The organism is Virgisporangium aliadipatigenens (genome assembly GCF_016863615.1).
Taxonomy (GTDB): Bacteria; Actinomycetota; Actinomycetes; order Mycobacteriales; family Micromonosporaceae; genus Virgisporangium; species Virgisporangium aliadipatigenens.
On record NZ_BOPF01000034.1, the window covers coordinates 102,618 to 128,058 of the forward strand.

The 25,441-nt window shown below is 73.2% G+C and carries 28 protein-coding genes; 19 read left to right on the plus strand and 9 right to left on the minus strand.

Going from position 1 to position 25,441, the window contains the following annotated elements; genetic code table 11:
• Positions 1-21: 21 nt before the first annotated feature.
• Positions 22-561 (minus strand): MauE/DoxX family redox-associated membrane protein, encoded by a 540-nt coding sequence (locus tag Val02_RS35805; RefSeq protein ID WP_203903732.1) that lies wholly within the window; start codon positions 559-561, stop codon positions 22-24.
• Positions 562-709: 148 nt separating this feature from the next.
• On the opposite strand from Val02_RS35805, the gene Val02_RS35810 reads away from it, so the two are divergent.
• The gene (locus Val02_RS35810) at positions 710-922 is read left to right on the plus strand and encodes a hypothetical protein (protein WP_203903733.1); all 213 of its coding nucleotides are present in this window, start codon (positions 710-712) and stop codon (positions 920-922) included.
• Positions 923-930: 8 nt separating this feature from the next.
• On the opposite strand, the gene Val02_RS35815 is transcribed toward Val02_RS35810, so the two are convergent.
• Positions 931-1,410: a S26 family signal peptidase gene (locus Val02_RS35815; protein ID WP_203903734.1), complete on the minus strand. Its 480-nt coding sequence runs from the start codon at positions 1,408-1,410 to the stop codon at positions 931-933.
• A 43-nt stretch (positions 1,411-1,453) separates the two neighbouring features.
• Positions 1,454-4,312 (minus strand): helix-turn-helix transcriptional regulator, encoded by a 2,859-nt coding sequence (locus Val02_RS35820; protein WP_203903735.1) that lies wholly within the window; start codon positions 4,310-4,312, stop codon positions 1,454-1,456.
• Positions 4,313-4,382: 70 nt separating this feature from the next.
• Between Val02_RS35820 and Val02_RS35825 the strand changes: the two genes are divergently transcribed.
• From Val02_RS35825 to Val02_RS35840, 4 genes are all read left to right on the plus strand, one after another.
• Positions 4,383-5,801 carry an FAD-dependent monooxygenase gene (locus tag Val02_RS35825; RefSeq protein ID WP_203903736.1) on the plus strand — a complete coding sequence of 473 codons (1,419 nt, stop codon included), beginning with the start codon at positions 4,383-4,385 and terminating at the stop codon, positions 5,799-5,801.
• A complete protein-coding gene (locus tag Val02_RS35830; protein ID WP_203903737.1) occupies positions 5,798-6,205 on the plus strand; it encodes a hypothetical protein in 408 nt (135 codons plus the stop codon). The genes Val02_RS35825 and Val02_RS35830 overlap by 4 nt, the downstream gene beginning before the upstream one ends.
• Positions 6,202-7,146: an ADP-ribosylation family protein gene (locus Val02_RS35835; RefSeq protein ID WP_203903738.1), complete on the plus strand. Its 945-nt coding sequence runs from the start codon at positions 6,202-6,204 to the stop codon at positions 7,144-7,146. Before Val02_RS35830 ends, Val02_RS35835 begins: the two co-directional genes overlap by 4 nt.
• Positions 7,147-7,303: 157 nt before the next feature.
• Entirely contained in the window at positions 7,304-11,200 is a 3,897-nt protein-coding gene (locus tag Val02_RS35840) for an SCO7613 C-terminal domain-containing membrane protein (protein WP_203903739.1), read from the plus strand.
• 3 nt (positions 11,201-11,203) lie between these two features.
• Here the strand turns inward: Val02_RS35840 and Val02_RS47780 are convergent, their stop codons facing one another.
• Positions 11,204-12,346 (minus strand): thaumatin family protein, encoded by a 1,143-nt coding sequence (locus Val02_RS47780; RefSeq protein ID WP_239153595.1) that lies wholly within the window; start codon positions 12,344-12,346, stop codon positions 11,204-11,206.
• 205 nt (positions 12,347-12,551) lie between these two features.
• Between Val02_RS47780 and Val02_RS35850 the strand changes: the two genes are divergently transcribed.
• The 13 genes from Val02_RS35850 to Val02_RS35910 all read left to right on the plus strand — a co-directional run bounded on the left by Val02_RS35850 (position 12,552) and on the right by Val02_RS35910 (position 21,704).
• Positions 12,552-12,719 carry a hypothetical protein gene (locus Val02_RS35850; protein ID WP_203903740.1) on the plus strand — a complete coding sequence of 56 codons (168 nt, stop codon included), beginning with the start codon at positions 12,552-12,554 and terminating at the stop codon, positions 12,717-12,719.
• Entirely contained in the window at positions 12,712-13,119 is a 408-nt protein-coding gene (locus Val02_RS35855) for a hypothetical protein (RefSeq protein ID WP_203903741.1), read from the plus strand. Before Val02_RS35850 ends, Val02_RS35855 begins: the two co-directional genes overlap by 8 nt.
• 15 nt (positions 13,120-13,134) lie before the next feature.
• Positions 13,135-13,707 (plus strand): phage tail tube protein, encoded by a 573-nt coding sequence (locus Val02_RS35860; protein WP_203903742.1) that lies wholly within the window; start codon positions 13,135-13,137, stop codon positions 13,705-13,707.
• A gap of 106 nt (positions 13,708-13,813) precedes the next feature.
• Positions 13,814-14,104: a hypothetical protein gene (locus tag Val02_RS35865; protein WP_203903743.1), complete on the plus strand. Its 291-nt coding sequence runs from the start codon at positions 13,814-13,816 to the stop codon at positions 14,102-14,104.
• Positions 14,105-14,169: 65 nt separating this feature from the next.
• Positions 14,170-14,520 (plus strand): hypothetical protein, encoded by a 351-nt coding sequence (locus tag Val02_RS35870; protein WP_203903744.1) that lies wholly within the window; start codon positions 14,170-14,172, stop codon positions 14,518-14,520.
• A gap of 15 nt (positions 14,521-14,535) precedes the next feature.
• Positions 14,536-15,558: a hypothetical protein gene (locus Val02_RS35875; RefSeq protein WP_203903745.1), complete on the plus strand. Its 1,023-nt coding sequence runs from the start codon at positions 14,536-14,538 to the stop codon at positions 15,556-15,558.
• A gap of 28 nt (positions 15,559-15,586) precedes the next feature.
• Positions 15,587-16,720 (plus strand): phage tail protein, encoded by a 1,134-nt coding sequence (locus tag Val02_RS35880; protein WP_203903746.1) that lies wholly within the window; start codon positions 15,587-15,589, stop codon positions 16,718-16,720.
• Positions 16,721-16,734: 14 nt separating this feature from the next.
• Positions 16,735-17,583 (plus strand): phage distal tail protein, encoded by an 849-nt coding sequence (locus Val02_RS35885; RefSeq protein WP_203903747.1) that lies wholly within the window; start codon positions 16,735-16,737, stop codon positions 17,581-17,583.
• A gap of 84 nt (positions 17,584-17,667) precedes the next feature.
• Positions 17,668-18,693, plus strand: a complete 1,026-nt coding sequence (locus tag Val02_RS35890; protein WP_203903748.1) for a hypothetical protein — start codon at positions 17,668-17,670, stop codon at positions 18,691-18,693.
• Between the two features lie 14 nt (positions 18,694-18,707).
• Complete coding sequence (locus Val02_RS35895) at positions 18,708-19,766, plus strand: hypothetical protein (RefSeq protein ID WP_203903749.1); 1,059 nt, start codon at positions 18,708-18,710, stop codon at positions 19,764-19,766.
• Between the two features lie 9 nt (positions 19,767-19,775).
• Positions 19,776-20,939, plus strand: coding sequence for a hypothetical protein (locus tag Val02_RS35900; protein WP_203903750.1), 1,164 nt, complete (start codon positions 19,776-19,778; stop codon positions 20,937-20,939).
• Between the two features lie 2 nt (positions 20,940-20,941).
• Positions 20,942-21,166 (plus strand): hypothetical protein, encoded by a 225-nt coding sequence (locus Val02_RS35905; protein WP_203903751.1) that lies wholly within the window; start codon positions 20,942-20,944, stop codon positions 21,164-21,166.
• A 7-nt stretch (positions 21,167-21,173) separates the two neighbouring features.
• Positions 21,174-21,704, plus strand: coding sequence for a GNAT family N-acetyltransferase (locus tag Val02_RS35910; RefSeq protein WP_239153596.1), 531 nt, complete (start codon positions 21,174-21,176; stop codon positions 21,702-21,704).
• On the opposite strand, the gene Val02_RS35915 is transcribed toward Val02_RS35910, so the two are convergent.
• Complete coding sequence (locus Val02_RS35915) at positions 21,693-21,938, minus strand: response regulator transcription factor (protein WP_308440042.1); 246 nt, start codon at positions 21,936-21,938, stop codon at positions 21,693-21,695. The genes Val02_RS35910 and Val02_RS35915 overlap by 12 nt on opposite strands.
• A 124-nt stretch (positions 21,939-22,062) precedes the next feature.
• On the opposite strand from Val02_RS35915, the gene Val02_RS35920 reads away from it, so the two are divergent.
• Positions 22,063-23,019: an alpha/beta hydrolase gene (locus Val02_RS35920; RefSeq protein WP_203903753.1), complete on the plus strand. Its 957-nt coding sequence runs from the start codon at positions 22,063-22,065 to the stop codon at positions 23,017-23,019.
• On the opposite strand, the gene Val02_RS35925 is transcribed toward Val02_RS35920, so the two are convergent.
• The 4 genes from Val02_RS35925 to Val02_RS35940 form a co-directional block, all read right to left on the minus strand.
• Positions 22,997-23,629 (minus strand): acVLRF1 family peptidyl-tRNA hydrolase, encoded by a 633-nt coding sequence (locus tag Val02_RS35925; protein ID WP_203903767.1) that lies wholly within the window; start codon positions 23,627-23,629, stop codon positions 22,997-22,999. The genes Val02_RS35920 and Val02_RS35925 overlap by 23 nt on opposite strands.
• Positions 23,630-23,649: 20 nt before the next feature.
• Positions 23,650-23,886 (minus strand): ferredoxin, encoded by a 237-nt coding sequence (locus Val02_RS35930; protein WP_203903768.1) that lies wholly within the window; start codon positions 23,884-23,886, stop codon positions 23,650-23,652.
• On the minus strand, positions 23,886-25,097 hold the full coding sequence (locus Val02_RS35935) for a cytochrome P450 (RefSeq protein WP_239153597.1): 1,212 nt from the start codon (positions 25,095-25,097) through the stop codon (positions 23,886-23,888). The genes Val02_RS35930 and Val02_RS35935 overlap by 1 nt, the downstream gene beginning before the upstream one ends.
• Positions 25,098-25,145: 48 nt before the next feature.
• Positions 25,146-25,441: GTP cyclohydrolase II (locus Val02_RS35940; protein WP_506023499.1), on the minus strand; the 296-nt coding region annotated here is incomplete at its 5' end.

Consider the following 25,441-nt stretch of genomic DNA (forward strand, 5'->3'; position numbering starts at 1 on the left):
CTCCGACTTTCAAGAGGGGCCTCAGCGCGAACGCGGGGAGGAGACCGGCGCGAACAGGGCCACGACGTCGTCGAGCCGGACGACGAGGGCGGCGACCAGGACACCCGAGAGCGCCGCGAGCGCGGCTCCCGCCGGTTCGACCGGATCGTCGACGAACATCCGGGCCGCCACGGCGAGCAGCGCGACCACGACGAGCCCGAGGTTGCGTGCGACGTGCACGGCGGTGACGGCGGACCCGCGCCCACCGAAGCACCGGCACACCGGCTGGGCGCCGCGCCGCAGCGACACCGCCATCGCGACGGCGAACGCCGCCAGCAGCGCGGCCGCCAGCCCATAGCCCGCGACCACGGTCGCCGGGACGGCCAGCAGCGCCACACCCACCGCCTCGCACCCGGCCACGAGCGCCGCGACGGGCCGGACGGCGCGCGCCGGCACCACGTCGAACGCCCGCACCGAGGCGACGAACTCCCGCCACGCCTCCCCGCCGTGCGCCTTGCCCCACACGGCGACGACGAACACCGTCACCACGAGGGCCCGGACCGCCACTTCGACGTATGCCACGCCGGTCCCACTCCCTTGCGATCAGCTGAGCGATCAACAGCGCCGACCGTAGGACCCGCGCATACGGCGTCGATACAACGCGCCTGTACCGGCGCCGTATGCGCGGCGCCTAGCGTGTCGCCCGATCAACGGAAGGGAGGGATTGATCATGATCAAGACCATCGAATCGATGGGCTCCTGGATGCTCGGCAAGCTCGTGCCGACCGTTCAGGCGTCCGCGGCGTGCCCCCCGGATCCGTACTGCCGGGTCTGCGCCACGTGCTACCTCCAGCGGTGCTGGACGACGCCGCAGTGCGGGAACAAGTGCAACGGGTGCAACACCGGGTGCGGGCAGGCGGCCGGCGCCATCAGCCTCTGCTGATCCGAGCCTCAGGGCTCGCCGGGCCCGTCCGGTCGTGCGGCCGGGCGGGCCTCGGCGCGTTCGGCCCGCAGGCGCGGAACCACACCGAGGAGCCGGTCGGCCGGGAACAGCCCGAGCTGGCGGGAATCCATGCTCCAGCCCGGGTTGTCGCCCAGCACCACCAGCTGCTCCGGCGGAACCGTCTCCAGCGGCAGGTCGCGCAGCTTCGGCACCCGGGCGCGCGGCACCGGATCGCCAGGCAGCGCGAGGATCCGTTTGATCACCAGGCCGTCGCCGTGCGGCCCGCCCGGCGGCGGATACAGCACCACCACGTCGCCGCGGCGCACCCGGCGCAGGCCGGCCCGGCGGGCCAGCACCCGCTGGCCGTTGGACAGCGTCGGCTCCATGCTCCGGCCCGAGACGCTGACCAGCACGTACGAGCGGCGCAGCCACCACAGCACCGCCCCGACGACAACGCACCCACCGATGAACGTCAACGCCGCCCCCATGCCGAGGCACTGTACGCCGCGACCGGCGTTCGAATCGGCGAAGTCACCGGTCCGCGCGCGCGGCCAGGATCAGTTCGGCCCGGGAGGTGACGCCCAGCTTGGCGAAGACCTTGCGCAGGTGGTAGTCGACCGTGCGCGGGCTGAGGAACAGCTGCGCGGCGACCTCCCGGTTCGTGGCGCCCTCGCCGACGATGCGCACGATCTGCACCTCCTGCGGGGTCAGCGCGGTCGCCGTGTCCGGGCGGCGCTTGCGGGCGGTCTCGCCGGTGGCGCGCAGCTCGGTCCCCGCCAGGTCCGCCCAGGGCCGCAGGCCCAGCCGTTCGAACGTCTCGTGCGCCGTCCGCAGGTGCACCCGCGCGTCCGCCCGGCGGCGCCGCCGGCGCAGCACCTCGCCGTAGAGCAGCGCCGTGCGCGCCGCGTCGAACGGCCGGCCGCCCCGGGTGTGCAGCGCCAGCGCCTCGGTGAAGTGCCGGTCGGCCGCGGAGCCCTCCGCCAGCAGGCCCTTTCCGCGGGCCACGAGCGCCGCGCCCCACACCGATCCGGTGTGGCCGGCCCACGACGCGAGACGTTCGACCGCATGGTGGGCGAGGTCGAGGCGGTCGGTCCGGACGGCGGCCTCCACGAGATCGGCGGCGGAGAAGATCGCGACCACCGGATGCGAGTCGCCCGGCCCGGCCTCGGCGAGCGCGGCGAGGCGGTCGCGGGCCTCGTCGGGCCGCCGGCACGCCAGGTCCAGCAGGGCCAGCGCCCACCCGGCGATCCCGGCCGACGGTCCGAGCCGGTGCCCGATCGCCCGGCTGATCGCGGCCTCGGCGTGCGCCCGGCACTCGCCCTCCCGCCCGTGTACCGCATTTATCCAGGAGAGAACGGCATGCAGGTGCGCGCCCGGATTTTCCTGACCGGTGTCGTGGGCGATGCGCAGGCCCTCCGTCGCGTTGGCGGTGGCCGCCGCGAAGCGACCCGTCCACGCCTCCAGCGACGACAGCGGGGCGAGCAGGGCCGGCAGCACGGCCGCCGCACCCGCCGAACGCGCCCGCGCCACACCCGTCGAGAACAGGCCCAACGCCACGGAGTCGTCGCCGAGGAACATCGAACCGGCCGCCGTCAGCATCACCGCGCGCAGGTCCGGCGACTGCGTCGCCCGGGCGGCCACCTCGCGCAGGTGCCCGACGGCGCGGGCGGTGTCGCCGCTCAGCAGGCGGTCCAGGCCCAGGATCAGCTCCGCACTCATCGGCACGGCCGCCTGTGCCGCTCCGCCGGTCGGCCCGCTGTGCGCGGCGGCGGTCTGTTCGTTCGGCGCGGCGGCGGGCGGGGCGCTCGGCGGGGCGGTGTGCGGGAGGGCGGCGAGGCGGGTCGCCACGGCGTGCAGGCCGCGCACGTCGCCGGCGAGCCAGGCCGACTGTCCCGCCTCGGTCAGCATGGCGGCGGCGCGCGCCGGTTCGGTGGTGGCGATCGGCTCCGCGGCGGCGACCAGGGTCGCGTAGGCGGCGGTGAGCTCGCCGCTGACCGCCGCGATCGAGCCCCGCAGGTGCGCCACCCGCGCGCGCAGCGGCACCGTCGAGGCCAGCTCGGCCGCACCGTCCACAAGGGACTTCGCCCGTTCGGGGAGGCCGGCCTGCCAGGCGGCGTCGGCGGCGTCGGCGAGGCGTTCCCCGCGCCGCTGCGCCTCCAGGGTCAGCGCGGCCGCCCGCTCGAACGCCGTCGCCGCTGCCGCGTGCCCGCCGCGGGCGCGGGCCCGTTCGGCGGAATCGTGCAGCAGCGCGGCGACCTCCTCGTCGGGCCCCAGCGCGGCCGCGGCGAGATGCCACGCGCGCCGGTCCTCGTCGGCGCCGGCCAGCACGTCGGCCAGGGCGCGCTGCGCCTCCCGCCGTTGCCAGAACGTGGCACCCCGGTACACCGCCGTGCGCACGAGCGGGTGGCAGAACGCGATGCTCCGGTCGTTCACCCGGATCAACCCGGCGCGCTCGGCGGCGTCGAGGGCGCCCGCGGCGACGCCCAGCGCGGACGCGGCGCGCAGCACCACACCGGGATCCCCGGTCTCCTCCGCGGCGGCGACCAGCAACAGCGTCTGGGTGGCGGGGTCCTGCCGGCGCACCCGGTCGAGGAAGACCTGCTCGACGTCGGCCCCGACCGGCAGCCGGCGCGGCAACGGCTCGCGGCCGGACAGCTGCGCCCCGCTCAGCGAACCCGGCAACTCCAGCAGCGCCAACGGATTCCCGGCCGTGCTCGCCACCAGGCTGTCCCGCACCGACCCGGGAAGCTCCACAGTGGAGCGTGCGGCGAGGAGCGCACCGGCCGCGGGCGCGTCCAGGCCGGCCAGCGTCAGCTCCGGCAGCCCCGGCGCGGCGAACGTCGCCGGATCGCCGTCCCGCGCCGCGAACAGCATTACCACGCCCTCGGCGTCCAACCGCCGCGCCACGAACGTCAACGCGCCCGCCGACGCGCCGTCGAGCCAGTGCGCGTCGTCCACCAGGCACAGCACCGGCCCCGACTCGGCCGCCTCGGCGAGCACGCTCAGCACACCCAGCGAGATGAGGAACCGGTCCCCGCCACCGGCCGGCCCCAGCCCGAACGCACCCCGCAGGGCGGCACCGGGGCGCTCCGGAACGGCGTCGATGAGGTCCGCGACCGGCCGCAGCAGCTGGTGCACGGCCGCGAACGGGAACTCCGACTCGGACTCGATGCCGGTGCCGCGCAGGATCTTCCATTGTTTTCCCTCGCCGGCTCGTGCGGCGTTTCCGGCCTGTGTGGCGTCTCCGGCCTGCGCGGCGGCGTAGGCCAGCAGCGCGGACTTGCCGATGCCGGCCTCGCCGCGCAGCACCAGCGCACCACTGCGCCCCTCGACCGCCCCCGCGAGAAGGGCGTCCACGGCCGCGCACTCGTCGGTCCTGCCGTACAGCACGCTGCGGAGTCTATGCCGACCGGCGACTTCGCCGATTCGACCGCGTTCGATTTTTCGCAGGCTGGTGCCCATGAATTCCGCTGATGTCATCGTTGTCGGCGCCGGCCCCACCGGCCTCGCCCTCGCCTGCGAACTCGCCCTGGCCGGCGTGCGGGTGCGCCTCCTCGAACGCCGCGCCGAAGAATCCAACATCACCCGGGCGTTCGCCGTGCACGCCCGCACCCTCGAACTGCTCGACGCCCGCGGCCTCGCCGACGAGGTGCTGCTGCGCGGCGTGCGGATCGACGGCGTCGCCCCCGTCCCCGGGGCCTACCTGGACCTCGGCATCCTGGACACCCGCTACCCGATGCTGTGCATCGCGCCGCAGAGCGCCACCGAGAAGGCGTTGCAGGCGCGGGCGTCGCGGCTCGGGGTCGCGATCGTGCGGGGCGCCGTCGTCACCGCGCTCGAGCAGGACCCCTCCGGCGTGACCCTGTCCCTCGCGGACGGTTCGCGGGAACGGGCGGACTACGTCGTCGGCTGCGACGGCGCGCACAGCACGGTGCGCACGCTGATCGGGGTGCCGTTCGCCGGCAAGGAGTACGAGACGCACATCCTGCTGGCCGACGTGCGGCTGGCCGAGCCGCCGGCCGAGGCGATGTTCGCGCGCACCAACACCGAGGGCGCGGTCATCTCGGTGCCGTTCGGGGACGGCTGGTTCCGCGTCATCGCCTGGGACCGCAGCCGCGAACGGGCACCGCTGTCCGAGCCGGTCACCCGCGACGAGATGGTCGACGCGTTCCGGCGCATCGCCGGCGGCGACCTCGGCATGGGCGAGCCGCGCTGGAGCACCCGCTTCCTCAGCGAACGCCGGCAGGCCGCGAAGTACCGCGTCGGACGGGTGTTCCTCGCCGGCGACGCCGCCCACGTGCACTCGCCGCTCGGCGGCCAGGGCATGAACACCGGCATCCAGGACGCGATGAACCTCGGCTGGAAGCTCGCCGCCGCCGTGCGCGGGACGGCCGCCGCGGAGCTGCTCGACACCTACGAGTCCGAACGCCACCCGGTCGGCGAGAAGGTGCTGGCGCTCACGGACACGTTCAACCGGCTGGTGCTGGGGCGCTCGAAGCTGCGCAACGTGGCGCAGGCGGTGGTGATCCGGACCGTGCTGCGCTTCCACCGCACCCGGCTCCTCATGGCCGAACGCCTCAGCGGCATCGGCATCGCATACCCGTCGAACGGGCACTCGTGGGTCGGCCGGCGCATGCCCGACGTGGACTGCGACGGCGGCCGCCTCTACGAACTGATGCGGGACGGCCGGTTCGTGCTGCTCTCTCGCGACACCCCGGCGGAACTCCCGTCGACTGTCCACTGTGTACGGTCGCTCGCCGCCGGGCTGCCGGATTACGTGCTGGTGCGCCCCGACGGCTACGTGGCCTGGGCCGGCTCCGTGCTCGATCCGGCGGCGATCGCCCGTTGGTGCGGTCCGGTGCCGGCGGTGCGCTCATGAGCCCGCGGCTGCTGTTCACCGTCAACGGGCTCTTCCTGGCCGTCATCGGTGGCGTGCAGGTCGTCTTCGAACTGGTCGGGCACCGGTTCGGCGTCGGGCCGCTCGGGGACATCTTCGACGGTTCGTACCTGACGATCGGCTGGGTCGAGGCGCACGGGCAGGCGTTCCTCGTGGGGCTGCTGTTCCTGCTCGTGGCGCGGCACGACCCGCGGGCATACTGGCACCGGTTCGCGCTGGCGCTGCACGTGCTCCTCGGCGGCGCGAACGTCTACTTCTGGGACAGCTTCGTCCACTATGGACTGGTGCCGATGGGCATCGCGGCGACCGCCGCGCACGCGGCGCTGGTGGTGGCGCACGCGTGGTGCCTTCGCCGTTTCGCACGGGCGGTTACGCTGCCGCGATGACCGACGAACGGCGTGCCGCGCTCGCGGAGATGACCGGACGGTTCCCCGCCGTGGCCGAACGCTTCCGGCGCGTCTACGGGCTGCGGCTACCCCGCCACACGGCCGTGGCCGCGGCGTTCTTCGCCTCGGCCACCCCGGCGGAGTCCGCGGCCCTCGACCGGATGGGCCTGCGGCCGGCCGGCGTGCTGGATCACTTCGGCGCCGACGGGCCGCGCCTGGTGGCCCGCGACGGACTCGACGAACGGCTGCACTGGCGCTACCGGCGGGACCCGGCCGAGTTCGTGACCGTCATGAGCGGTGGCAGCGACGGGCTGCACTTCGGACTCTGGTACGACGATCCGGCCCACCTGCCGTCGCTCATCGCGTTCAACTACGCGCGGGACTCCGCCGAGACCGGAACCGACCGCTGCAGCACGATCCTGGAGCAGGTCGGCATCCACCTCGCGCACGTCGACCGCGACCTGCGCGGCTACGGCGAGGACACCGCCGTGCTGGAACCGCTGCGCGACGCACTCCACTGGTTCCACGAGATCGACCGGGCATCGCTCAAGGAGGACGGCCCCCGGCGGCTGACGCGGCTGAAACGCCCCAAGGGCGGTATCTCGGTCGGACCGGTCCTCCTGCCGGGCATCGGCGACCCGCGCCTGACACCGGCCGCCACGCGCCACCGCCTGGCGGACTACCGCGACCCGGCGGCCGCCCGGCGCCACATCGACCTGGCCCGCGCCGAACTCGCCGAGGGACGCCCGGCCTTCGCGCTTACGGTCGGCGGCGAGCTGCACTGGTGCGACGTCGACGCGTTCCGCCACGAGGCCCTGGAACTCCTCACCGGCGCGTATCGGGCACTCGGCCGCGACGCGCTCGCCTCGATCGTGGAGGTCCACTACGCCAACCGCGACCTCCGCTCGGTGAACGTCCTGGTCGTGGGCGACGATCGCTGACCGGATGACACGCCGGGTACCTCATTCCCGGAAAATGACGTACCTGCGGTGTCATCCGGTCATCGACCGGGCTGCGCACCCGGGGCGACTGAGTACCTAGCGCGACTGAGTATGTGAGCCGATGACCGGCGGTCACCGCCGGGGCACCCTGACGGTCATGACACACGGCATGACGGGGGAGAACAGCACGGCGTACGCGTGCCCGCGATGCGGCGCGGTCGCGGACATCGTGCGGGGATGCCGGACCTGTGGGAGCCCGCCGGAGCCGGAGGCGCCCGAGGTGGCGCGGCTGCGCGACGAGATCGACGGGCTGTCCGCCGAGGCGCAGACCGCGTGGCTGCGGCACCACGCGCTGCTCGGGCAGCTCGGGGCGGCGAGGGGGCGCTTCGAGTCGCTGCTCGGCATGATCCGGCAGCGATCCCTCGCGTCGGCGGCCGGCCCCGTGCCCGTGCCGCCGCCCGGCTTCGCCCCACCGTCGTCGGGTGCCCCGGCTGCCACCGCCCCGGCCCCTGGTCCGTACGGCGGCCCCGTCCCGAGCGGCCCGAGCGGCCCCGCTGTCCCGGGTGGGCCTGGCGTGGGTGGTGTGGGCGTCGGCGGTGGGTGGCCGGCGCACCACAGCCGGGGACCCGCGCCGGAGGCGTCGCCGCTGACCGTGCAGACGCTGCTGTTCGTGCTCGGCGGCCTGCTGTTGGGCGCTGCCGCGATCGTGTTCACGGCGGTGGCGTGGGCGAACTTCGGCGCTGGCGGGCGGGCGGCCATCCTGACGGCGTTCACCGTTCTGGCGCTGGCCGTCGGTCCGATCGCCCGACAGCGTGGGCTCGCCGGGACGGGTGAGACGTTCGCGGCGCTGGGGCTGCTGCTCGTGCTCCTCGACGGGTGCGCCGCACGGCTGCTCGACGTGGCGGCCGTCGACGCGATCCCGCTGGCCAGGTACATCGGCGGGGTGTGCGGCGCGACAGCGCTCATCGCGGCCGGCTACGCCGCGGCGACCGGGCTCGTCGGGCCGCGCTTCGTGGCGCTGCTGATCGCGCAGCCGGTCCTGCCGCTGCTCGTGGCCGAACAGCGGCCGAGCCCCGCCGGATGGGTCGCCGCGTTCGCGATCGTCGCCGGCCTCGACGCGACGGCCGCGACGGTCGGCTCCCGTTGGGCTGACGTGTCCGGCGCGGTGCGCGGGTTCCGGGTCACCGGTTGGCTCCTCTTCGTGCCGAACGCCGCCCTTGCCGGCATCCTCGCCGTGCTCGCCTTCGCGGGCGCCGGCCGGAGCGAATGGGTCGGGTCGCCGCTGCTGGCCGCCACGCTACTGGCCGCCGTGCTCGGGTACGCCGGCGCCCGCAGCCGGAACGCTGCCGTCGCCGCCCTGCTCACCGCTGTCGCGGTGGCCGGCTGGACCGGCGGGGCGGCGCGGGTGATCGCGGTGTCGTGGCCCGGGTACGCAACGGTCGGGATCGCGGCGTTGACGCTGTCCGTGGCACTCGCGGTGGCCCTGCCCGCCGCCGTCGCACCGGTGGCGGGTGGTCCGGGCGGGGCCGGTGGCGGCGGCGGTACGTCGCCGGGTGTGCTCGCGGGCGGTGTCGTGTCGTCGGCTGCGTCGGTGGCCGGTGGTCCCGGGCCGGGTGGGCTCGGGGTGGCGGTGGCGTGGAGCGGCGGCGTGCTCGGCGCGATCCGGCGGGGCGCCATGGCCGGGGTGCTGTTCGTGGCGGGGTGTGTGGCGCTGGTGCTCGCCAACTCGGCGCTGACCGGTGCGGCGTTCACGGCGGCGCTCGGGCTGCCGGCGTGGCGGGACGGGGCCGATCCGGCGCGGCTGTACGACTGGCAGTTGCCGGTGTCGCTGGTGCTGGTGGCGGGGGCGTTCGCGGTGGCGCTGTGGCGGATCGTGCCGCGCGGCCGTGCCGCCGTGCCGGCGCCGGCCGCCGTGGGGATCGTCGGTGGGGCGCTGGTGGTGTTCGCGGTGCCGGTGTCGTTCGCGACGGTGTGGTGGACACCGTCCTTTGTGGACGGTCTGGTGGCCGTGCCGTTGGCGCTCGCGGCGGCGCGGGTCACGTCGCGGCGCGCGGCTCACCTCTGCGGCGCGGGCGCGGGTGTGCTCGTGGCGCACGCGGTGCTGGTCGGGTTGGGGCGTCCGGCGGGGACGGCCGGAGTGCTGGCCGGTGTGGTGGCGCTCGGGATCGTCGTCGGGTGGTTCGCGCGGGTGCCGGCGGTACGCGCCGTGACCGTCGCCGCGGTGGTGCTCGCGGTGCCGGCATTGGCCGCCGCCCTGGGCGAACTGCTCGCCGCGCCGGCTGTGCTGCTCGACACCCCCGTGGCCTCGGTGTGCGCGGTCGTCGCCTCGGTGGGTGTCGCGGGTGGGCTCGCGGTGCCGCGGGTGGCGAGGGAGCCGTGGGCGATGGCGGGCGGGTTCGCGTCCGCGGCCGCCGGAGCGGGTGTGACGGTGGCGGCCGTCGCGGTGCCCGGGGTGCCGTTCGGGGTGGTGGCCGCCGTCGAACTGCTCTGTGCCGTCGCGCTCGCCCTCGTGCTCGGCCGGCGTGTGCCGGGCGGGACCCGTGCGCTCGGTGCGGCCGCGCTGCCGGTGGGCGGGGCGCTCGCGGTGGCCGTCGCGCCGACCGTCGGTGCGTTGCTGTTCGGGCCGTACCGCTGGGCCGGTGAGGTCTGGAGCGGGGCCGTGGTCGGGGTCGGGCTCGCGCCGGGCCGGTCGGGGTACGGCGGCGTCGGTGGTCCCTTCGGGGTCGGGCCGGCCGCGGTGTCGCTCGCGATTCTCACCGTCGTGGTCGGGCTCGTCGCCCGGGCCTACGCGACCGGGCGGATCGCCGCGTCGGCGGGCTGGGCTCCCGTGGCGGCAGGGGCCCCGGAGGCGTTGTCCGGGCCGCATCCCGCGCCGGGCGGGACGGTGCCGGCGGACGGAGCGGCACCCATGCCCGCCGGCGTCGCCCACGAGCACCGTCCACTGTGGACCGTGTTGCGGGCGACCCTGCCGTTGGCCACGTTGACCGCGCTCGCCGCGTGTGCCGCGCTCGGCGCGCAGTGGCCGGCCGTCCCGATCGTCAGCCTGGCCGGCGGCCTCGCGGCCGTTGTGCTCGCCGCGTTCGGCCCGCGTCCGGAGCGGTTCGCCGTCGGTGGTGTGCTCGCGTGGGGTTCGGTCGCGGCGGGGTTGGCGGGGTCGCTCGCCACGCGCCCGATGACGCTCTCCGCGCTCGGCGCGATCGTCGCCGTGGGCGGGATCTGCGGTGCGGTCGGGCGTTCGGTGCCGGTTCGCGTGACGGGGTGGCTCGTGGCGGGCGCGAGCGGGGTCGCCCTGGGGCTGGCCGCCGGCCGGGCCGCCGACCTGCCGCTGCATCTGGTCGCCTACTGCGTGCTGGGCGCGGCGGCGGTGCTGCTGGCCGGTTCGGCTGTGGTGCGGCGCCGTCCTGAGTGGACGGTCCTCGAGGCCGCGGGGCATGCGGGCGCCGCGGTGGCGTTCCTGCTCGCGGGCGGGCGGCTCGGGCACGCCGCGGGCGTGTGCGGGCTGTGGGGGATCGCCGTCGGGCTGCGGGCACTGCGCGCTGCGGGGGACGGTCGCCGTTCCCGCGTGGTCGCCGCCACTCTGGTCGAACTTCTCGCGTACTGGTACCTGCTCGCCGCCAACGATGTGGCGCTGGTGGAGGCGTACACGGTGCCGAGCGCCGCGGCGGCGGTGTTCGCGGGGTGGACGGTCGCGAAGCGGCGGCCGGGCCTGTCGAGCTGGTCCGCGTACGGGGCCGCGCTGTTGGCCGGGTTCGGGCCGAGTGTCGCAAGTGGACTGGCGCAGGAGGGCGACCCGGTGCGCCGCCTCGCGCTGGGCGTCGCGGCGGTAGCCGTGGTGCTCGTGGGCGCGAAGTGGCGGCTGCGCGCGCCGTTCGTGGTGGGTGGTGCCGTGCTCGTGCTGGTGGCGTTCCATGAAATGGTCCTGATCTGGGATCTTGTGCCGCGATGGGCGCCGCTCGCGATCGGCGGTCTGGCACTGGTCGCCGTGGCGACGACCTACGAGCGGCGCCGGCGCGATCTCGACCGCCTGCGCGGCGCGGTCGCGCGAATGCGCTGATTCCTAGGGGAGGCGCCACTTCTGGTTGGCGCCGGTGTGGCAGTCGTACAGCACCAGCGGCGTGCGGTCGGCCGGGTTGGCGCCGGAGACGTCGAGGCAACGGCCGGACTGCGGGTTCTGCAACTGCAGTGCGGCCGTGGCTCTCCACTGTTGTGCGCCGCTGGTATTGCACGTGTACAACTGCACCCTCGTGTAGTTCGCGGTGCCGGCGTCGGCGACGTCGAGGCACTTGCCGAGCGCGCGGATCGTGCCGTCGGTGCCGATCGTCCAGCGCTGCGCGGCGCTGGTGTTGCAGGTGTACAGCTGCACGACGGTCCGGTCGGCGGGGTTGGCGCCGTCGACGTCCATGCACTTGTCGGCGAGACCGACGACCGGGCCGACGCGCGGGGTCGGTTCGGTGCTGCCCGGCGCGTGGAACGTGATCGTGAAGCCGGAACAGTTGGCGCACTGGCGCATCACCTGGTTGCCGGGCTCCTGGTCGTGCCGGGACCACGAGTAGGCGTAGGGGCACTGGGCCTTGAGCGCCTCGCTGTACGGGGTCTGCGCGTCGCGGTTCGGGTTGGTGCAGAGCATCCGCGCGCCGGTGCTCGGGTGGTACGTGACGTTGCCGGCCGGGCAGTACGGCAGCAGGTCCTTGGCGCAGCCCATGACCTGACAGGATCCGCCGCCCGGCGGGGGAGCCGGCGCGTTGTCGGGACTGATCGTGATCGGCAGCGAGAACGCGTTCACGTAGCTGACGTTGTACCAGGGGGCGAGGCCGTCGCCGGGGTCGAAGTTGAACTCCGCGAGGCTGCTCGGCTGTTCGCCGGTGGTGCAGCGGTCGGCGTACACGCCGCAGTCGCCCACGAGACAGTGGAACGTGCTGCCGGACGCGCCCGTGCAGCCCTGCCGGGCGAAGAACTTTCCGCGCCAGTGCCCCGGGGCGACGTTCTCCGGGATGGTGATCGTGGCGGACTGACCGGGGGCGAGGGTCGGCAAACCGGTGAGCGACGCGGACCCGTCCGCGTTGACGGTGCTGCCGATCCAGATCGTCTGGTTGGAACTGTTGACGAACCGGACGGTGTGCGGGACGGCCGCGGCGGCGGGTGGCGGCGCGAGCACGAGGCTGGCCCACAGGAACAGCCCCAGGGCGACGAGTTTGGACACGGATGACCTCCCCAGAAAGGCGTGAGCGGGGAGGCTCGCTCGTGCGCACACCGTAACAGGCATCGATGTGCGCTGATACGACGTTTCGTTCCCCGGGAAATCCCTGGGTTCGGCCGTCCGCGGAGACCGGGGATTTCACCGGCGTCAAGCCGCCCCTCGATCCATACCGTCGATGGCACGCAGACAACTTGGAGGAGGGTGCGTCATGCCGGAGATCCGCCTCACCTACTGGTGGAACGGGCACGTCCCGGGTGACGTCGTCGACGTGGACGAGACCACCGCCCGCACGCTCTCGGTGATCTCCGTGCCGGCGTCCGAGTCCGAGCCGGAGCCCCCGAAGGACAAGAAGAGCGCGAAGAAGTCCGATGACTGAGCCGCTCGTCACGTTCCCGGACGTCGAACGGCTGGTCGTGGACAACCTGAAGAACCGTCCCGAACTCGCCGGCGTCGTCGTGGACAACCGCCCGCCGGCCGGCTTCGACGGCACCCAGAAGGTCGTGCTCGTGTCGCGGATGGGCGGTGCCTGGGTCGTCGACGAACGCCTCGACCACGCACTCGTCGACCTCGAGGTGTACGGCCCCGACAAGCCGGCCGCGCACACCGTGGCCAACGTCGCGCGTTCGCTCACCGTCGGGCTGCGCGGCATCACCTACGGCGGCGCGGTCGTCGTCGACCTCGTCGAGGAGGACGGGCCGCGCTGGCTGCCCGACTACCTGCACAACGGCGCCAGCCGATACCTGTCCACGGTTCGTCTCGTCATCCGACCCTCCTGAGAAAGGTTCAGTGCCATGGCCGGTAACAACGCCAAGGAGATCCGCGTCGCGGGCAACGGCCGCATCCTCGTGGCCAAGCTCGGCAGCACCGCGCCCGCCGACACCACCGTCGCGTGGGACGCCGCGTGGAAGGACCTCGGCTACACCACCGTCGACGGCGTGAAGCTCGCCAAGAAGGACAAGATCGATCCGATCGACACCTGGCAGAGCGTGAGCGCGGCCCGGTTCGTCTACTCCGACCGCGATCTGACGCTGAAGTTCCAGCTGCTCCAGCTCAACGAGGACACGCTGCCGTTCTTCTTCGGCGGCGGGGCGGTCGCCGCCAACGGCACCACCGCCGGCAACTACAAGTACGAACTGGCCGGCGACCCGGCGTTCGACGAGCGGATGCTCGGGGTCGAGTTCGTCGACGGGACCGACGTGAAGTACCGGCTCGTCATCGCGCGGGGCCAGGTCACCGAGACCGAGGAGCTGACGCTCACCCGCACCGCGCCGATCAAGCTGGGCGTCACCTTCACCGCGCTCGCCGTCGACTCGGCCGCGCCGCTGGTCACGTTCCTCATGAAGGACCCCGCCTACGCGGTCTGACAGTGCCCCGCACGTCGGAGGCACTGCACATACGTGGGGCGCCGGGCCGGGAGGACCCGGTGCCCCGCTTCCTCCCGCATCCTCCCGCACGAGGAGTGAGATCGACATGGGTACGTTCAACGTCAACGCCGCCCGCGCCCAGCGCCTGGAAACCCTGGGCCGGGAGTGGAAGTTCGAACTCGACGGGCAGACCTACACGCTGCCGACGGAGTTCCCGCGCCAGACCGCCAAGAAGATGCAGCAGCTGGAGAACGAGGACGTCGACGGGCTGCTCGAGCTGCTGCTCGGCCCCGAGCAGTTCGAACGCTTCGCCCAGCACGACGTGAGCGTGCAGGACGTCGCGGCGGTGCTCGACGCGTACGGCACCGAGACGGGGCTGACCCTGGGGGAAGGCTGAGCCTCGGCGAGCTCGTCGAGGAGCACGCCGAGGCCCTGGAGGCCGACCTGCTGCGCCACTACGGCGTGGACCTGCTCGACTGGCACCGCGGCACGCTGACCTCGCGCCGGCTGCGCGTTCTCGTGCAGCACCTGCCGGCCGACTCGTCGTTCGGCCGGGCGGTCAACGGGGAGGCGGCCGAGTGGGGCGTCACCGAGCACCTCCTGGCGGCGGTGGTGGATCAGTTGGCGGCGGCCAACTGGATGTTCGCCACCGTCAACCGGGACGAGGACGCCGAGGCGTTGCCGTATCCGGAACCGCTCGCCCGGCCGGGCCTCCCCGCCGGCGTGGAGCCCGGCTCGGCGGCCGGTCCGGAGGAGTCCACATCGGACGGTGCGTCGTCCGCTGAGATCGCCGCCTTCTTCGGCGCGCCGTGAGCTAGGAGGATCGCCGTGGCACCGGTCGACAAGGCCCAGTTCGACAACCTCGTGAGCGACCTGGCCAACGGGACCAAGAACTTCGCGGGCGTCGCGCAGTGGCGTGAGGCCGCGCAGGGCGCGATCAACCGGGTCGGCACGGTGGCCACCGAGCTGGCGACCCTGACCACGGAGGTCAACGCGCTCAAGGTGAAGGCCAACGCGATCAAGCAGTACGACGCCGACATGATCCAGTTCAAGGCGTACGTGCAGTGGTTCTCCGCGTCGCTGCAGGCCTTCAAGGCGGACCTGCAGGCGGTGACGGCCAGCGCCCAGCTGTTCAAGCTCGACTACAGCGTGGTGAAGTTCGACGAGAAAGGGCTGACGATCTTCGGCCGGCCGGTCTTCGGCACGGACTGGGTCACCAACAACAAGCTGGCCAAGAGCACCGCCGACAAGGTCAACGACCTGGCCAAGAAGATCGACGACCTGCGCCGCAGGCTGACCGGCAAACCCGCCCGCGACGACGTGACGGGGGCCAAGCCGGACGCCGCTGCCGCGGCGCTGGAGAAGCGGCTGCAGAAACTGCAGACCGACATCGTCGGCGTCGGGGGAAAGATCGCGGAGCGGGACCTTCAGCTCGATGCGCTCAAGAAGACCTTCACGGCCCACAAGGGCGAGCTGAAGGACCACAACGAACTGGTGAAGAAGCACAACATCGACGTCAAGAAGCTGCTGTCCGAGGCGACGCAGGCCGGCGACAAGCTCGACAAGGCGAAGTCGGCGGTGAAAGAGGCGGAGCAGGCGACGAAGTCGGCGAAGAAGGCCGCGAAGGACGCCCAGGACGCGGTCACCGACCACGCGAGCAACACGACCAAACGCTTCCGCGCGCTCGACGATCGGGCCGGTAAGGCGGAAAAGGCCGCCGAGAAGGCGGAGAAGGCGGCGGCCAGGGCCACGAAGCAGGCCGGGGCGCTGGAGGAGAAGGCACGTGGCGCGACCGGCGCCATCAGGACCCTGTTGCAGCGCGTCGAAGACCTGAACAAGGCGTTCAAGTGAGCCAGACGGCCAGACGGATGGAGTGTCCGTGAACGGGAACATCAACGCGGCCACCGCTTCGCTCGGGCGGCTGCGGACGGCTCTGACGCAGGCGGGCTCCGCCGCGAGCCGGCTGCGTACCTCGGTGCAGCAGGCCGGCACCGCCGCCACCCAGCTGCGCAACTCGGCGACCCAGTCGGCGACCGCGATCCAGGCGGCCGGCACGCGGGCGGCGGCGAGCGGCGGGCTGATGGGCCGCTTCAAGACCGGCCTGCAGGGCGTGACGACGGCGCAGAAGGGCCTGAACGCCGCCATGAAGGCCAACCTGCTGGGGATGATCATCGGGCTGGTGATGATGGTCGTCACGAAGCTCGTCGACATGGCGATGCAGTCCCAGAAGGTGCGCCAGATCGTGCAGACGGCGTTCCGGATCATCGGTCAGGTCGTCGGCGCGGTGATGGATTTCATCAAAAAGATCATCGGTGCGGTGTGGCCCTGGATCGAGGCCTACGTGCGCACCTACATCACCATCGTCATGACGGTCATCCGCACCGTCATGAACGTCATCAGCACCGTCATCTCCGCCGTCTGGAACGGCATCAGCTGGTACTTCCGCACGGTCATGAACGTCATCACGACCATCATCACCGGCGCGTGGAACGGCATCCGCAGCGCCGTCATGGCCGTGGTCAACTGGCTGGGCGACGCGCTGCAGGGCGCCTGGAACAGGATCACCGGCGCGCTGCGGGCCGCCTGGGACGGGCTGGCCGGCTTCGCGCGGGCGGCGTTCTCGGCGGTGCTGTCGGTCATCAAGGGACCGGTCAACGCGATCATCGGACTGGTCAACTCGGTGATCCGCGGCCTGAACAGCATCAGCGTCACCATCCCCGACTGGGTGCCGCTGGTCGGCGGGAAGACGTTCGGCATCAACCTGCCGACCATCCCGACCCTGGCGCAGGGCGGCATCGCACTGCCCACGGCCGGCGGCCGCCTGGTCAACGTCGCCGAGGCGGGGCAGGCGGAGGCGATCGTTCCGCTCAACCGGCTGCCGGACCTGCTGGACCTGCGGCCCCGCCGGGCGGCCGAGTCCGTCACGGTCAACATCCATCCCCGCGCCGGACAGTCCGAGTACGAGATCGGGCGCATCGTCGCCCGCGAGCTTGCATGGGCGGCGAAGCGATGAGAGAACCGGGCAGCGTGTTGCAGCAACCCGTCTTCGAGGTCGACGGCTGGGCCGGCAACACCGTGGACGACCTCGGTGTCGAGTGGTGGGTGACGAAGGAGGAGGGCTGGGCCGGCACGCCGCCGCTGCGACTGTCCCTTGTGGACCGTCCCGAACGCGACGGCTCGTTCGACTCGCCCTCCTATCGGGGCGCGCGGGTGGTGACGCTGGAGGGGAGCGCCGTCGCGCCGGACCGGATGACGAAGGAGCACGCGAAGGACCGGCTGGCGGCCGTGCTCAACGACGGCGGGCCGCTGCGCCCGCTGGTGGTGACCGAGCCGCACCTGACCCGGCGGCTGCTGGTGCGCCTGTCGGCGGAGACCAAGATCAGTGACCGCAAGAACGGCGTCTTCGACTTCTCGATCCAGGTGACCGCCCCGGACCCGGTGCGCTACAGCGCCGCGCTCAACCAGGCGACCTGTCCGCTGCCGACGTCGAGCGGCGGCGTGGCGTTCCCGCTGTCGTTCCCGCTCGACTTCGGCCAGGGTTCCTCCGGCGGCCGGCTGCAGCTGGACAACCGCGGGACGGCGCCGGCGTGGCCGGTGTGGCGCATCGTGGGCCCCTGCGTCGAGCCGGTGATCGTCAATCCGGAGACCGGGGAGCAGTTGGCGTTCGGCATGGCGGTGCAGGGCGGCGAGGTGCTGGTGGTCGACACGGACGCGCGCACCGTGCTGTTGCAGGGGACGGCGTCGCGGCGTTCGTTCCTGCTGCCGGACTCGGAGTGGTTCCCGCTGCGGCCGGGCGCCAACCGGATCGGCTTCCGCGCCGCGCGCTTCGACGCCGACGCGCGCCTCACCGCCGAGTGGCGCGACGCCTGGACCTAGGTCGTGGGTCGGAGTGGCTGGCCGGCCTGCGGCGGACTCAGACCCGACCGACCACTCCGACCCACGACGTGAAAGGAAATCTCGATGGCAGAACGTGATTCCGGCTGGATCTCCGGCGGGGTGGTCGACGCGGAGGACGCCCGGCTCGCCACCGGCCTGCTCGCCGCGCCGGCCTCCGGCCCGCTCGCCAGCCGCACCGGCATCCGGCCCACCGCCGGGCATCCGGGGCGGGTAGAGGCGACGGCCACGGCGTCGAAGGACGTGACGGTGCGGCCGTTCCAGGCGGTGATCCAGGGGACGCGTGGCTCGTCGGCCGGCGCATACCTGGTGACGCTCGACGCGACGAAGACCGTGGACGTGCTGGGCGCCGCGCCGGCCGACGCCTCACAGCCGCGCCATGACCTGCTCGTCGCGCGGCAGTTCGACCCGCAGTACGCGGACTCGCGCACCGGCATGGTGGTCGAACGGATCACCGGCGCGCCGTCCGTGAGCCCGCTCGATCCCGCCGTCTCCGGTGACTACCTGCCGCTGGCCCGGATCCGGGTGCGCGCCGGTGCCACCACGGTCGTCGCGGGCGACATCACCGACCTGCGCCGCTACACCAGTGCGCTCGGCGGCGTCATGCTGGCCCGCGACGCCGGGGACCGCCCGGTCGACGCGTACATGGGGTTCTACATCCACCGGCTGGACACCAACCGGCTGGAGGTCTTCGACGGGGCGCAGTGGCGCTATCCGCTCGCCGACGACACGGGTTGGCAGACGCTGACGCCGGCCACGGACTGGGCGGCCGCGGGCGGCGCCAGCGCGGAGGAGAGCGCGTTCCGGGTGCGGCGCATCGGGTCCGTGGTGTATTTCCGGGCGGCCGCCGCGCGCCAGCGGGCCGCCGCGACGGGCGCCTCGGTCGTCTGCACCGTCCCGGCCGGGTTCCGTCCGGCGTGGGGTTACTGGTGGGTGACCGCGACGCGCTTCGGGATCCAGCGCAGCCAGCCGCAGTTCTTCGAGATGGGTGTGCGCCCGGACGGCACCGTCGTCGTGGCCCCTGACTCGGCGAACGCCCCGGTCGCGGTCGACGAGACGTTGTACCTCAGTGCCAGCTGGCCGATCGACTGATGAGGAGATGACCCATGGCCGAACGTGACTCCGGGTGGGTGTCGGGCGGTGTCCTCGACGCCGAGGACGCCCGGCTGGCGACCGCCGCGCTGGCCGCCCCCGGCACCGGACCGATCCAGGCCCGCACGGGCATCCGGCCGACCGCCGGCAACCCCGGACTGGTCCGCGCGACGAGCACGCCGTCGGGTTCCGTGACGGTCGAGCCCTTCCAGGCGGTTATCCAGGGAACGCGGTTCAGCGCGGCGGGCGCCTATCTCGCCACGCTCGACACCGTGAAGACCATCAACGTGCTGGCCGATCCGCCGCACGCGACCAATCCGCGCCGGGACTTCATCGTGGCGGTGCAGTCCGACGCCCAGTACGGCGACCAGGCGACCAAGCTGGAGATCCGACGGGTGCTCGGCACACCGGGCAACCCGCCCACCGATCCGGCGCTGCCGGCCGATCACGTCAAGCTGGCGGTGATCACCGTCCCGGCCGGCGCCACCAGCATCACCACCTCCAACATCCTCGACCTGCGCTCGTACACGACGGCGGCCGGCGGCGTCCTGCCCGTGGCCAACCGGGGTGCCCGCCCGTCGCCGGCGTACCCGGGGCAGGTGGTGTACGTCCAGGACATCGCCACCACCGAGATATCCGACGGCGCGGCCTGGTACCCGGCGGCCCGCGGCGGCCTGGCGATCTACGGGCCGTCCGACGACGGGTGGCCGGTGTCGACGTCGATCTCCACACCGGTCAAGACGGTGATCAACAGGACCACCGCGGCGGCGGTGCCGTACCCGCGGCGGCTCCTCGTGACGGGACACACGATGATCACCTACGCGGCGCACAACGGCCGGTACGACCTGGCGATCGAGTACACCGGTGCCAGCGCGCCGGCGGCCATCGTGGTGATCCAGCCGGGTGCGTCGGACGGGTACAACTCGGCGACCGTCAGCGGGATCATCAACCAGCCGGCCAACACGCCGCTCACGATCGACCTGACCCTGCGCCGGGCCGGCGGCACCGGTGCCGTGTCGACGGGGCAGAGCGGGGCATACACCAGCACCAACGTGCTCGCGATCCCGGTGTAGGGGTACGACGTGCCGGGATCCACGTTCGCCCGGTCGCGGGCGCGCTACTCGTACCTCGTCGCCGACCTGCGCACCGGTGTGGAGCTGGACGAACTGCCGCTGCACGGCGTCTCGTTCAGCACCGTACTCAACGACTCCGGTGAGTTCCGGGGCCAACTGGCCATCGGCGACCGGCGGATCGGCATCCGCGAACCGCAGCGGGTCACCGAGCCGGGCCGCACCGCCCTGTACGTCGCGCGCGACGGCGTGCTCGTGTGGGGCGGCATCATCTGGACCAGCAAGTACAGCTCGCCCGAACGGATCCTCGAGATCGGCGCCGCCGGTTTCCTGTCGTACTTCGACCGCCGCCGCGTTCTGCGACCGGACTACGACCCCGCCACGCACGACGTCGCGACGCTCCCACCGGTGCCGTTCACGAACATCGACCAGGCGGAGATCGCCCGGGCACTGGTGCGCGGCGCGCAGAGCCACCCGGGCGGCAACATCGGCATCCAGGTCGACCCGCCGCCGCCGGAGGGCACCCCGCCGCGGTGGCCCCGCACGTTGGAGTACCGCGGCTACGAGCTGAAGAGCGTCGGCGAGGCCCTGCGGGAGCTGGCGGCGCTCGACAACGGGCCGGACATCCTGATGGACGTGGCGTTCGGCGCGGACGGGCGGGCGGTGCGCCGGCTGCGGGTGGGCGAACCGCACCTGGGCCAGCCCGGCGCCCCGCACTTCTGGGAGTACGGCGCCAATCTGGTCTCCTACACCTGGCCGCAGGACGGCGCCTCGATGGCCAACCGGGTCTTCGCGCTCGGTTCGGGGAGCGAGGAGGGTCAGCTCATCGAGCCGGCGGTCGACGCGGCGCAGCTGTCGGCGGGCTTTCCGCTGACCGAGACCGAGGTGTCGTACGTGCACGTGGAGGACCGCGCCCTGCTCCGTTCGATCGCCACCGCCGAACTGTCCACAGTGGCCGATCCGGTGGTGCTGCCGGAGCTGGTGGTGCGCGCCGACCTCGAGCCCACGCTCGGTTCCTACCAGGTGGGCGACCACGCGCAGGTGCTGGTGAAGGACGGGTTCTTCCCGGGCGGGCGGGAGTTCCGGGTGCGCATTCTCGGCATCGAGGTGTCTCCCGGCGACGACGCCGGCGAGGAACTGGTCACGCTGACCGTCGCGCCGCTCCGGGAGGGATAGCCGTGTCGAAGGTGAACCGGGTCGACTCGTTGACGGCCGAACTGCGCGACATCAAGCGACGCCTGCACGCGCTGGAAACGGCGCTGGGCGCGGTCGCCGCGCGCGCCGCCCAGTCGACGGCCGCCGCCGACAACAAGGAAGCGGCCGCCGCCGACAGCAACGAAGCGGCCGCCGGCGAGGCCGAGGATGCGGACTCCGCGGAGGACGACGAACCGGAGCGGCCATAATTCCACTGTGGACACCAGGCTCGCGCGGCACGCGGACGTTCCGGCACTGAGACAGCTGATCGCGGCGTCGATCGGTGAGCTCCAGAAGGGCTTCCTGGACGAGGCGCAGATCGCGGCGAGCCGTTCGAGCATGGGCGTCGACACCCAGCTGATCGACGACGGCACGTACTTCGTCGTCGAGGCGGACGGGGCCCTGGCGGGCTGCGGCGGCTGGAGCCGGCGGGCGACGCTCTACGGCGGGGACCATTCGCGGGGCCGTGACGCGGCGCTGCTCGACCCGACCCGGGAGCCGGCCCGCGTGCGGGCGATGTTCACGCATCCGGCGTTCGCGCGGCGCGGCGTGGGGCGGCTGATCCTGGCCCGCTGCGAGGAGGCGGCCCGCGCGGAGGGGTTCACGGCTCTGTCGCTGATGGCGAGCCTCGCCGGGCGGCCGCTGTACGAGGCGGCCGGGTTCACCGTGGTGGAACACGTCGAGGACACCACCGGCGGCGTTCCGGTGCCGCTGGTGCGCATGTCCAAGGTCATGTCAGGGCGCTAGGTACCGAAGCACCGCGAGCACCCGCCGGTGGTCGTCCGGCGACGGCGGCAGGTCCAGCTTGGTGAAGATGCCGGTGACGTACTTCTCCACGGAGGCCGCGCTCAGGTGCAGCGCCTGGGCGATCGCGCCGTTGGAACGGCCCTCCGACATGAGGCCGAGCACCTGGCGTTCGCGCTCGGTCAGCCGGGCCAGGTCGGGTGCGCGCCGGCCGGCGCCGACGACGCGGCGCACCACCTCCGGGTCCAGGGCCGTCCCGCCGGACCGGGCCAGCTTCGACGAGAGCGTCGCGCTGAACCGCGGCCTGGCCGCGCGCTGCGCCGTTCACCGGAAGCTGTTGCCGCACGCCTCGACCCGGAACGTGGCGCGCGACCTCGACCTGGTCCGGGCGGCGCTCGGCGAACGACGGATCTCCTACCTCGGCTGGTCCTACGGCGGCTACCTCGGCGCGGTCTACGCGCGGCTCTTCCCGCACCGGGTGGCGCGGATGGTCCTGGACAGCGCACCCGACCCGCAGACCTACGGCCCGGACGGCGAGCGGGACCACTACGCGGCCCAGGCCGCCGAACAGGAGAACTGGGTCGCCTGGGAGGCCCGCCGGCGCGGCACCACGCCCGCGGCGGTACGCGCGACGGTCGACGCGATCCGGGAGGTGGCCGACCGGCACGGCACGCTGACGATCGGCCGGCACACCGTCGACCCGAACCTGGTGCGCCGCCTCGCCCTCGGCACCGACACCGAGGAGCTGTACGGCCGCTGGAGCGACCTGCTGGCGCTGTTCGCCGCCGCCGCCCGGGGCGAACCGGTGACGCCGGGCCCGCAGTGGGAGCCGTTCTTCGAGAGCCTGTCGTCGCGGGAGGTCGACGCCGGGGCGAGCGCGTTCGCGGCGTCGCTGTGCGCCGACCGGGCCGCGTACTCCCGCGGTCCCGAGGCGTACTTCCGCGACATCCGCGCGCACCGCGTCAGCGAGCCGATGTACGGGCCGGTGAACCGCAACGTCACGCCGTGCACGTTCTGGCCGACGGCACCGGCGGAGCCGCCGACGCGGGTGGGCGGTGCCTTGCCGGCGCTGCTGGTGGGCGCGACCGGCGACCCGTCGACGCCGTACGCGGGGCAGCAGGTGCTGCACGGGGCGCTGCGCGGCTCGCGGATGGTGTCGCTGCACGGCGCGTTCCGGCACGGCGTCTACTCGTGGGACGCGAACCCGTGCGTGGACGGGGTGGTGGTCGCCTACCTGCTCGGCGGCCGGCTGCCGGCGAGCGACGTCACCTGCACCCGGTCGAGCCCCACGGGTCCTACGGGACCAGGTGGATCCTGACCCGCCGGGCCACCACGGCGGCCTCCTCCAGCACGTTCAGCCGCGGCTCCGCCACGTCCAGGAAATGGGCGTGGCGCAGCGGCACGAGCGGCGCCAGGCGCGGGTCCTCCAGCACGGCGTCGACCATCGCCCGATCCCCGCCGCACACCAGGGAAACGGTCCCGCCGACCGGGAGCAGGACCCGGGCCGCCACGTCGGCCGCCCCGGAGACGGCCGCGTCGGTCTGGTTGCCGCGCCGTCGCGCGTACCGCTGCTGCGACCAGCCGCCCGCCGCCGTGCGGCCCTGGACGTAGAAGCGTTCCACCTTGGAGGCGACGAGTTTGAGTCCACTGTGGACACCGGCGGCGGCCGCGCCCTTGCGGGCGAGGAGCAGGCCGATCGGCTTCGGCCGGGCCACGGCCTCGAGCAGGGCGTCCACTGTGGACACCGCGGTGGCGCCCGGCGGCGGGTGCAGCGTGGCGGTGTCGCCGTTGCTGCTCCCGGTGAGGGTCAGCCCCTCCTCGGTGGCGCCGTCGTGCCGGCCGTAGAAGCCGTCGAGCCAGCCGCGGAGGCGTTCCGGTGAGATGTCGACCCACCTGCCGCCGCCCGCGGCCGGCCGCGCGTTGACCACCATCGGCCCAGCCTATGCGGCTACGGCGTCGGCGCGACGATCTCCCCGCTGTCGGCGTGCCGCACCAGGATCGCCTCGACCGGGCAGGACTCGGCGGCGTCGATCACGAGCGGATCCGCCGCCACCGGGCTCTCCCGCACCTCGCCGTAGCCGCCCACCAGGTGGAAGTACCTGTCCGCCGTGGCGGCGCAGATCCCGGAGCCGATGCAGACCGCCGGGTCGATCGCGACGGCCCAGCGCTCGTCCGGGCCGGCCATCACCAGGTCACCGGCAGCGCGCTCAGCGCGCGGACCAGCCGCCCCGACTTCCACGTCAGCTCCTGCGGGGGAACGGCCGGAGCGAGGCGGGGCAGCCGCTGCGTCAGCACCGTGAGCGCCACCTGGAGTTCCATCCGGGCCAGCTGCGCGCCGACGCAGTGGTGTGCCCCGTGCCCGAACCCGATGTGCGGATTGCTGCGCCGCTGGATGTTCAGCGCGTCCGGCTCCTCGAACACGTCGGGATCCCGGTTGGCCGACGCCAGCGACACCAGCACCGGTTCGCCGGCGCGCACGACGACGTCGCCGAACGCCACGTCCTCGAGCGCGTACCGGGGAATGGCCGCGCCGACGCCGAGCGGGATGAAGCGCATGAGTTCCTCGACGGCCCCGGGGATCAGCGCCGGGTCGGCGACGAGCCGCTCCCACTCCTCGCGGAACGTCATCAGCGTGTAGAAGAAGTTCGGCAGCTGCGAGGTGGTGGTCTCCTGGCCGGCCGCCAGCAGGCCACCGATCATCTGCACCATCTCCTGCTCGGAGAGCCGCCCGTCGTCGTCGTCGCGGACCCGCATCAGCGCGCCGATCAGGTCGTCGACCTCGGGCTCGGCGCGCCGCTTCGCGACCAGGGTGGCGATGTAGCCGAAGAGGTTCTGGTAGTACTCGACGATGGTCTCGGGTGGGAGCGACGTCGTGGAGATGATCGCCTCGGACCACACCTGGAACCGGTCGCGGTCCTCGAACGGCACACCGAGCAGTTCGCAGATGACGGCGGCGGGCAGCGGCTCGGCGAAGTCCTGCACGAGGTCGCCGGGTGCGCCCTTGGCGATCATGGCGTCGACGTAGGAGTCGGCGAGCCCCAGCGTGAACGGCCGCAGCGCCTCCACCCGCCGCGCGGTGAACGCCTTCGCGATGAGCCGCCGCAGCCGGGTGTGCTCGGGCGGGTCCATCGACAGCATGCCGCTCACCCTGCTCTGGGGCATGTGGCGCGGCTCGTCCCGGCCGACGGACGCGGCGCGGCTGAACCGCGGGTCGCCGAGCACCAGCCGCACGTCCTGATACCGCGTGGCGAGCCAGGCCTCCTCACCGAACGGCAGCTGCACCCGGCTGAGCGGCTCGCCCGCGCGCAGTTCGGCGTACTTGGGATCGAGGTCGAGCCGATCCGCCCGGAAGGGATACGCGTGAACGGTCATCAGTGCCCCCAACACAATCGTCACGTCGCGTTCCTTTGTCGTGACAGATGGTAGGCGTGAGACCGAAGGGCGTCACCCCGTGCAGGGCGAATGTGCAAATGGGGCGGGCTGTCCGGCGCGTTCCGCCTTGGCGGCGAGGTACCCGGCGTTGGCCGGGGAGAGGAACACGCCGGTCGGCACCTCCTCGCACACGGTGATCCCGAGCGCGGTGAGCTGCTTCGTCTTGTCCGGGTTGTTGGACAGCAGCCGGATCTTGTCCACGCCGAGCGTCACCAGCATCTGCGCGGCGGCGGTGTAGTCCCGTTCGTCCTCGTCGTGGCCCAACGCGAGGTTGGCCTCGTAGGTGTCGAGCCCCGCGTCCTGCAGGG